This is a genomic window from Tabrizicola sp., from assembly GCF_016793705.1.
GTDB lineage: Bacteria > Pseudomonadota > Alphaproteobacteria > Rhodobacterales > Rhodobacteraceae > Tabrizicola.
In genome coordinates, this window is sequence record NZ_JAEULO010000061.1 from 1 (window position 1) to 7,187 (window position 7,187).

At 66.9% G+C, this 7,187-nt stretch carries 6 protein-coding genes and 1 tRNA gene; 2 read left to right on the forward strand and 5 right to left on the reverse strand.

All coding sequences use genetic code 11. The features are described from left to right. The 5 genes from JNJ68_RS15705 to JNJ68_RS15725 form a co-directional block, all read right to left on the reverse strand. A tRNA-Ser gene (locus JNJ68_RS15705) sits at positions 1 to 90 on the reverse strand. A gap of 95 nt (positions 91 to 185) precedes the next feature. Continuing rightward, entirely contained in the window at positions 186 to 899 is a 714-nt protein-coding gene (locus tag JNJ68_RS15710; RefSeq protein ID WP_294983546.1) for an alanyl-tRNA editing protein, read from the reverse strand. After that, positions 899 to 3,346, reverse strand: coding sequence for a DUF3772 domain-containing protein (locus tag JNJ68_RS15715; protein ID WP_294983532.1), 2,448 nt, complete (start codon positions 3,344 to 3,346; stop codon positions 899 to 901). The genes JNJ68_RS15710 and JNJ68_RS15715 overlap by 1 nt, the downstream gene beginning before the upstream one ends. Further along, entirely contained in the window at positions 3,343 to 4,377 is a 1,035-nt protein-coding gene (locus JNJ68_RS15720; protein WP_294983535.1) for a cysteine synthase A, read from the reverse strand. The genes JNJ68_RS15715 and JNJ68_RS15720 overlap by 4 nt, the downstream gene beginning before the upstream one ends. 95 nt (positions 4,378 to 4,472) lie before the next feature. Then, entirely contained in the window at positions 4,473 to 5,333 is an 861-nt protein-coding gene (locus JNJ68_RS15725; RefSeq protein ID WP_294983538.1) for a MurR/RpiR family transcriptional regulator, read from the reverse strand. Between the two features lie 124 nt (positions 5,334 to 5,457). Between JNJ68_RS15725 and JNJ68_RS15730 the strand changes: the two genes are divergently transcribed. Together JNJ68_RS15730 and JNJ68_RS15735 are read left to right on the forward strand one after the other, a co-directional pair. Next, on the forward strand, positions 5,458 to 6,477 hold the full coding sequence (locus JNJ68_RS15730; protein WP_294983541.1) for a spermidine/putrescine ABC transporter substrate-binding protein: 1,020 nt from the start codon (positions 5,458 to 5,460) through the stop codon (positions 6,475 to 6,477). Then, on the forward strand, positions 6,478 to 7,187 hold a 710-nt coding region (locus tag JNJ68_RS15735; protein ID WP_294983544.1), incomplete at its 3' end, for an ATP-binding cassette domain-containing protein. It abuts the gene before it with no gap.

Consider the following 7,187-nt stretch of genomic DNA (forward strand, 5'->3'; position numbering starts at 1 on the left):
TGGCGGACAGTGAGGGATTCGAACCCTCGAGACGGTTCCCCGCCTACACACTTTCCAGGCGTGCGCCTTCGACCACTCGGCCAACTGTCCGTCGGGCGCTGATACCCCGGCTTTGCCGGGCTGTTCAAGGGGATATCTGCCCCCTGTCGAGAAATCCCGGCGCCCGGGGTCGGCGTCGGCTGCGCTCAGGCCAGCGTGATCGTCACCCGGCGGTTCTGGCGGCCCTTGTTCTCGATCCGGCCGATCTCGACCCGGCCGATCTCGCCGGTGCGGCGGACATGGGTGCCGCCGCAGGGTTGCAGGTCGACCAGGGCCTCGCCGTCCATGATCCTGACCAGCCGCACCCGGCCCTGCCCCATGGGCGGGCGCACCGACATGGTCTTCACCAGCCCCGGATTGGCCAGAAGCTCCTCGTCAGTAATCCAGTCGTCGCTGACCGTCATATCGCGCAGGATCAGGCTGTTCAGCGCCTCTTCCAGCGCGGCCACGTCGCCGGGGGGCTCGGGCATGTCGAAATCGAGCCGCCCCTTGTCCGCGCCGATCTGGCCGCCGGTCACCGGCAGCGGGATCACCACCGAGAGGAGATGCAGCGCGGTATGCACCCGCATGTGGCGGTGGCGGCGGGTCCAGTCGATCAGCTGGCGGGCGGGCGCGCCGATCGGCGGCATCGGCATCGGTTCGGCGGGGATGAGCGCGATGCCCCCCGCCGCCTTCACCGCCGTCGCGATCGGCATCCGCGTTCCGCCCCAGTCGAGCATGCCGCTGTCACCGGGCTGGCCGCCCGAGGTTGCGTAGAAGACCGAGCGGTCGACGAGGATCCCGCCCTCGGGCGTGTGGCCGGTGATCCGGCATTCGGCGGCGGTCCGGTAGGCATCGTCGCGGAACAAGAGATCGGTCATCATCCGGCCTGTCCTATCTCGTCATCCGCGGACAGCGGCGCGGCGGCCGCATCGGGGGCAGCGGTCGGGGGCGTCCCTGCCAGTGTATCGGTGACCGGATGGCCCTGCAGCACGGCCAGCGCGCGGGCGATCTCTTCGACGTTGCGCAGCGAGACGTCGGACTGCGCGAAGGGAATCTCGATGCCTTCCGCCTCGAAGCGTTCGACGATCTGGTGGTTGATCTCGCTGCGCACGGCAAGCGAGAAGTTCACGTCGCGCAGGATGATCCGCAGTTCGAACAGGATCGCATCGGCGCCAAATCCCATCAGGACCGCGACCGGCGGCGGGTTCAGGACCGCCAGCGGTTGCGCTTCCGCGATTTCAAGCAGCACGCGTTCGACCTTGCGGGTGTCGGACCCGAAGGCGACGCCGACCGGCACGATCAACCGTCCCGACAGGTTGAACCGCGTCCAGTTCGTGACCTGGCCGGTAATCAGATCGGCATTCGGCACGATGACATCGTTGCGGTCGAAGGTCTCGATCCGGGTCGAGCGGACGGATATGGCCCGCACGCGTCCCTGCACCCCGGCAACCTCGATCCAGTCGCCTTCGCTGACCGGGCGCTCGATAAGAAGGATGATGCCCGAGATGAAATTGGACACGATGTTCTGCAGGCCGAAACCGATGCCGACCGAAAGGGCACCGGCGACGATGGCAAGGCCGGAAAGGTCGATCCCGGCGGCGTTGATCGCGATAAGCGCGGCGAGGAAGATGCCGACATAGCCGATGCCCGCAACCAGCGCGGTCTGGCCGCCCTGGTCCATCCGGGTCTTGGGCAGGATCGTCGTGCGCAGGGCACCCTGGAACAGCCGCGTCAGCATGTAGCCGATCACGAAGACGATCGCGAAGAACACGAAGTTCGACGGCGAGATCTTGGTGCCGCCCAGCTGGAACCCCTCGCTGAACCGGGTCCAAAGCTCGGTCAGGTCGGAAAGCCGCGCGCCCCAGATCAGCGCCAGCACCGGCAGCGCGGCGATGGACAGGACGAACCCCGCCAGCACCGGCACCAGCGCATCGCGGCCCGTCTCCTCCTGCTTGGTCAGCAGCGCCCAGGCATCGCCGATCAGCCGCTGCAGGATGAAGAGGAACGCCACCAGCGCAAAGGACAGCATCGCGGGATAGATCACCGCCTGCGCCGCCTGCACATAACCGAAGCCCGCCAGCACCGGGCCCAGCACCCCCAGTACGGTCAGCCCCTGCGCCAGCAGCTGGATCAGCCGCAGCGCATAGCTTGCTCCCTTCTCATCCGCCTCGCGGGTCTTGCGCAGCGTCCGCCCCAGCCGGATCAGCACGAGGCCCCCGGTCAGCAGGATCGGGAACGACATGACCGAGGTCGTGGCGTCGGAATAGGCCTGCGCGTCCATCGCCGCGCCGCGCAGCATGTTGGCGGCGATCACCAGCCCCATCATCACGGACAGGAACCGCCCCTCGGCCCGCCGCTCGGGCGGCAAGGGCAACACTGCGCCGTCGCCCTGCAACCGCGGAAAGGCGCGCGCGCCCAGCCAGGCGAAGGCAAAGACCATCAGCCCCGCAAACGGCAGCGCCACCGCGATCAGCCGACCCACCTCGCCCAGCATCCCGCTGGCCAGAAGCGCCCAGGACAGCGCCACCACCCCCAGCGTCGGCAGAACGATGGCTCCAAGCGAGGCGATCAGCGCCCAGAAATTCCGCCCGCGCACCGTCGCGCCCTGTTGCAGCCGGTCGGTGAACCGCTCGGTCCAGCGCCGGACATAGACCACCAGCGCCACCGCCACGACGACCAGGACCAGGATCAGCGGCAGGTTGTCGAACAGCTCGCCCCGCGCCTTGGGGTCCTCCCAGGCCTCTGCCGTCTCGTCCCAGAGCCGTTGCACCGTGTCGGCAAAACCGATCGCTGCCTCGGGCCAGTTGCCGGGGTTCAGCGGCGAAGGCCAGAGCTGGAGCAACTGGTCGGCCTGGCGTTCGCGCAGGGTGCGGTCGATCTCGTCGATCAGCCCGTCCGCCCGCCGGTAGGCCTCTTCGGCGGCGATGCCGGGGGCCTGCAACTTGACCAGCTGGCTGGCAAGCTCCTGCCGCCGCGCCGAGATTTCGTCGGCCTCGACCGCGCCGTCGGTGGGGGCGGGTCCAAGGGCCTCGATCTGCTGGCGCAGGGTAGCAATGCGGGCCGAATTGGCGCTTTGCGCATTCAGAAGCGCCGCCCGCCACTTCGCCAGCTGCGCCCGGACCTCTTCCATGCGGTCGGTCGATGTCTGGCGATTTTCGATCTCGGTCTCGGCCCGCTCGGCCATCCGCTCCCAGAGCGCATAGTCAAGCTCGGCCCCGTCAGCCGCGGGCTCGGCGCTGGCGTTTTCCCCCGTCTGGTCCTGCGCCACGACCGGCAGCGCGGCCAGCGTCAGCAGAAGTGCCAGCGAGAGGAAGAGCCGCCTCATGCGTCTTCGTAGACCGTGGGGATCGCCCGGCCCGCCCGATCCAGCCAGTCCGGCACCGGCAGGCCCTTCTCGCGCAGGAAGGTCGGGTTGTAGATCTTCGACTGATAGCGGCTGCCATAGTCGCACAGGATGGTGACGATGGTCTTGCCCGGCCCCATCTCGCGCGCCATGCGGATCGCGCCCGCGATGTTGATGCCTGTGGAGCCGCCCATGCAAAGGCCTTCGTCGGTCAGGAGGTCGAAGATGATCGGCAGCGCCTCGGCATCCGGGATGCGATAGCTGAAATCGGGTGTGAAGCCTTCCAGGTTCGCGGTGATCCGCCCCTGCCCGATGCCTTCGGTGATCGAGGTGCCGGGGCTTTCCAGCTTGCCCGTGGTGTAGAAGGAATGCAGCGCCGCACCTTCCGGGTCGGCGAGGCCGATCTTCACCCCCTTCGGCTGAAGCGCCATGCCGACGCCCGCCAGCGTGCCCCCCGACCCCACGGCGCAGATGAAGCCGTCAACCTTGCCGCCGGTTTCCTCCCAGATTTCCGGCCCCGTCGTCTCGATATGCGCCTGGCGGTTGGCGACATTGTCGAACTGGTTGGCCCAGATCGCCCCGTTGGGCTCGGTCTTGGCCAGCGCCTCGGCCAGCCTGCGCGAGTAGTGGATATAGTTGTTCGGGTTGCGGTAGGGTGCCGCCGGAACCTGCACCAGTTCGGCCCCCGCCAGCCGCAGCATGTCCTTCTTCTCCTGGCTCTGCGTCTCGGGGATCACGATCACCGTGCGAAAGCCCATGCTCGCGCCCACCAGCGCCAGCCCGATGCCGGTGTTGCCCGCCGTGCCCTCGACGATGGTCCCGCCCGGCTTCAAGAGGCCCTTCGCCACCGCGTCCTTGATGATGTAAAGCGCCGCCCGGTCCTTCACCGACTGGCCGGGATTCATGAACTCGGCCTTGCCGAGGATCGTGCAGCCGGTCATCTCCGAGGCCTTCTTCAGCTTCAGAAGCGGCGTGTTCCCGATCGTGTCGGCCAGATCCTGATGAATGCGCATGGGGGCGGTCCTTCCTTGGTCCCGAGAAGGTGTATGTGCGTCTCCCGGCAAACTCAAGCCGCGAGGGACGCTCCGGGCGTCGACCCGGTCACCGGCTAGTAAAGCCCCAGCCCCCGCATGATGGGCGGCCAGTCCTTGATCCGCTTGCGGGCCTTCTCCGGCGCGCGTCCGGCGACCTCGTGGATGATCACGTTCATCAGGGTGGTCATCGGCCCCGTGCTTTCCAGAAAGGCATCCACCTTGGTCACGACATGGAAGACGAAGGGCGTCTCGGGGCTGGCCCAGGTGTTCAGCTCGTCCGTGACCACCACCACCTGCATCCCCAGCCCCCGCGCGGTCTGCACGATGGGCAGCGCCTCGCGCGCATAGGGGGCCATGTCGACCATCACCAGGCAGCGTTTCTCCTCGGCCCTGCGGAACGAGGGGATCCATTCCACCAGCCCGCCGTCATGCGGCGACAGGAACCGCACCGACCCGCGCACGATGGCCAGCCGCCGGGCGAAATCCTCGGCGATGCCGCGGATGGTCTGGAAGCCGGTGACGAAGACCTCGTCGGCCGATGCGATGGCGTCGATGGCCTGCGGCCAGGCGGGTTTCTCCACCTCATGCGCCAAGGCCAGCACCGCGTCGGCATCGCGCTTCAGGATCGCGCCGATCTCGCCGTCGAGCAGGCGGAAATAGCGGTCGGAGGGCGAGACATGGGCATGAACCAGCGCCGCCTGCAAATCCTCCTTCAGCCCCTGCAAGCCCTTGTAACCCGCCCGCTTCAGGAACCGGCTGACCGTGATCTCGCTGACGCCGGTCTTCGCGGCGATCGAGGCGCCGGTCTCCAGCCCCAGCGTCGCCTCGTTCAGGATCAGCCACTGGGCGATGACCGCCTCGGATTTGGTCAATCCACCGGAAATGCCGCGCAATCTTGCAGCAAGCGGGGAGTCTTCGGAGGACAGGTCATTCATGACAGCATTTACAGCAAAGATGACGAATGATAGCGTTCTGTCATAATCTATAACATGCCCGAGTCGCGCCCGCCAAGCCTTTCCGTTCCGGCGCAGACCCGAAGGCACCAACCGGGAGAAGATCATGAAGACATTTGGATTGGCCGCAGCACTTGCCGCCGTCGCCGGGATGGCCCAGGCCGAAGGCACGCTCGCGCTCTACAACTGGGGCGACTACATCAACCCCGAGGTGCTGACCCGCTTCACGGCGGAAACCGGGATCGCGGTCACGCTGGACACCTATTCTTCCAACGAGGAGATGCTGGCGAAGATCCAGGCCGGGGCGACGGGATATGACATCGTCTTCCCCTCGGTCCACATGAACGACATCATGATCAAGCTGGGGCTCCTGGAAAAGACCGGCATCAACGAAAGCCCCGACTTCAAGAACATCGACCCCGCCTTCCTGCGCGCCAAGGAGGACCCGACCAGCGAATACTGCCTGCCCTATGCCTGGGGCACCGTGGGCATCTTCTACAACGAGGACATCACCGGCCCGATCACCGGCTGGGCCGATTTCTTCGCCATCCCGGAAAAGACCGGGGCGAAGATCACCCTGCTGGATGACATGCGTGAGGTGCTGGCCATCGGCCATATCATGAACGGGACCTCGGTCAACTCGACCGACCCCGCCGAGGTGCAGGCGGCGGCGGATTACGTCCTGGCGCACAAGGCGGCGGTGAACGCCTTCACCTACGAGGTGCCGCCGATGCTGACCTCGGGCGACATCGCGGCGGGGCATTTCTTCGTCGGCGGCAACGTCTTCTTCACCGAGATGCCGAACATCAAATACATCATCCCCGCGGAAGGCGGCACGATGTACCAGGAAAACATCTGCGTCCTCGCCTCGGCGCCGAACAAGGAGAACGCGAAGAAGTTCATGGAGTTCTACTTGAAGCCGGAAATCGCCGCGCTGAACGTGAGCCAGCAGTTCAACGGCACGCCGAACATCCCGGCCAACGAGCTGACGCCCGATTTCATCAAGTCGAACCCCAACATCAACGTGGGTGCCGATACGATGAAGCGGCTCCAGATCTTCGAGGATATCGGCGCGGCGCTGAAGCTCTACGACCGGGCCTGGAACACGATCCGCACGGCGCAGTGAATGGCTGACCTTCTGGAAATCAGCGCGGCGCGGCGGGAATTCGTCACGCCGGAAGGCGGGCGGCTGGCCGCGCTGGACGGGGTGGACCTGACGGTCGGCGCGAACGAGTTCGTCACTTTGCTCGGCCCCTCCGGCTGCGGCAAGACCACGCTCCTGCGCGCCATCTCGGGCTTCGAGGTGCTGGACAGCGGGACGATGCGGCTGGGGGGCGCGGACCTGACCGCCCTGCCCCCGTTCCGTCGCCCGGTGAACACGGTGTTCCAGAGCTATGCCCTCTTCGGCCACATGACCGTGGCGCGGAACGTGGGCTATGCGCTGGAGGTGGCGGGGGTGCCCAAAGCTGCGCGCGAGGGTCAGGTCGCCGAAGCGCTGGAGAAGGTCGGCCTTGCGGGCCTTGGCGCCCGCAGGCCGGGCCAGCTCTCGGGCGGCCAGCGGCAACGGGTGGCGCTGGCCCGCGCGATCATCGCCAAGCCCCGGCTCCTGCTGCTGGACGAGCCCCTGTCCGCGCTGGACCGCAACCTGCGCCAGCAGATGCAGCTGGAGCTGAAGACGCTCCAGCACAACCTCGGCATCGCCTTCATCTTCGTGACGCATGACCAGGAAGAGGCGCTGACCATGTCCGACCGGATCGTGGTGATGCGCGCCGGAAAGATCGAGCAGATCGGCACCCCGCGCGACATCTACCGCCGCCCGAGGAACCGCTTCGTGGC